We start from the raw sequence: 1768 nt of genomic DNA, 5'->3' as shown, positions 1-1768 counted from the left end.
ATCGATGAGATACGCACCCTTGGTTGCCACAAACCAATGAATTTCCTGGTCGCCGCCGCGTAGTAAATGCTGCCGAGGCGGTACGCTCCGAAGCCTGCGGGATTCGCAATCATCCGTTGTTCGCCGTTCGATGTAACAACCAGTACGCCTCCACTGGTAGCCTCGGCTGAAGTAAAGGCTCCGAAAACCGCGTTTGCTCCATCCGTTGCGTTGCCGTGAATGGCTCCAACTTCCTGGGTAGACGCGTGCGTCGTTTTGCCCTGCTTGTCAATGACGAGTACCCGGTTTGGACTTTTTCCGCTGGCCGGTGCCGAGGTGACGGCATAAGTACCATTGTCAAAAGCCGCCATGGCTCCGTGGTGCGGAACAAGTCCGGCATTGATAACCTGCATCTGGGCTCCGGCGGTGTGAAAATTGGTTTCATTGCCCAGGCTCAGGGTTCCGTCGCCATCGTTAAAAATCAGCGATTCCTGACCGCGACTTTTGAAGTGTGTAGGCTTGAGACCCGTTGCCGTAATGGAACCAAACTTGGGCGTACCTTTCTGATCCACGTGATCCACGTGCGATTCGAAGCCTGAATCAAATACTTCTACCAGATTCTGACTCGGATACAAAACGGCCGCAAAACGCTGAGAAGCCGTCGTGTAGAGGTTCGCCAGGGGATATTTGGCGTCGAAAGTACGGGTGGTGCCGTCGTAGGGATTAATCTGGGTTAACTGTTTGGATTCCTGATCCGAAACCAGCACCCGCAAAAATCGGTGTTCGCGGGTGGAAGAATCTTCGACTTCCTTGTCTTTCTGGCAACTCAGAAAAGTAGCGGAGGCCAGCACAAACAGGCCAAGGTTTTTAAACGTACGGTTCATGTTTATAGTGGAGTAAATATGCAACAATGTTGCAAAAGTAACTACACTTTTGGATTTGCAAGTAAAAGGGCAGTAATAAATGCAATAATGTTGCATTTATTACTGCCCTTTTCGGATAAGGTACTGAGCAAGAACGATGGCTTACTCCATTACCTTAAACAGTTAACCATTGGGTTTCTTTGTTTAAAGCCCTTTTTAATACTCAAACGGTTTTAGGAAAGGCAATATCGAAGTAGAAGCGGGAGCCCTGGCCCTGCTGACTTTCCACAAAGATCTGACTCTGGTGCAGACTCAGCAATAAATGCACAATGGCCAGTCCCAGCCCCGTGCCCTTGAACTTGCGGGTCGTGTCGAGTGAAGCCTGCGAGTACTCCTCAAAAATCTGCTTCAAGGACTCCTCGGGAATGCCAATACCCGTATCCTGCACTTCAAAGCGAAGCCGGTAACGCTCGGGTGTTGTCTCCAAGAGTCCCACGCTCAAACTCACACTGCCCTGCTGGGTAAACTTGATGGCATTCGTCAGCAGATTGCTCAGAATTTGCGTGAGCCGGGTGGGGTCACCGAGCACCTTCTCGGGCAGAGTCGTATCCACCTGTTTAACGAGCTGCAACTGCTTTTTACTGGCCAGAGGCTGATGAATCTGAATGACTTTCTCCGTCAGCGATCTGAGATCAACGGGAATCTCTTCCAGATAGACCTTGCCCGCTTCGAGTTTGCCGTAGTCGAGCACTTCGTCGAGCAGCGTATGCAGGGTATGGGAGGAGAATTCGAGTAGCTCGATCAGCTCGCGTTGGGAGGGGGTCAGGCTGTCTTCTTCCATAGCCAGCAAACCCACCGAGCCGATGATGGGGCTGAGGGCATTGCGGATTTCGTGGCTCATGGTGGAGAGGAAACGGGCTTTGGCC

The 1768-nt window shown here is 51.6% G+C and carries 1 protein-coding gene and 1 pseudogene; both read right to left on the bottom strand.

The features are described from left to right. Positions 1–863, bottom strand: a pseudogene (locus BWI97_RS25375) (hypothetical protein); the annotation flags it as partial. A 202-nt stretch (positions 864–1065) separates the two neighbouring features. Continuing rightward, positions 1066–1768 (bottom strand): HAMP domain-containing sensor histidine kinase (locus BWI97_RS25370; protein WP_233208039.1); only part of this gene is annotated, 703 nt, incomplete at its 5' end.

The organism is Siphonobacter sp. BAB-5405 (assembly GCF_002872335.1).
Lineage (GTDB): Bacteria > Bacteroidota > Bacteroidia > Cytophagales > Spirosomataceae > Siphonobacter.
The sequence above is the reverse complement of the archived record's forward strand: the minus strand, read 5'-3'. Positions and strand labels throughout refer to the sequence as shown.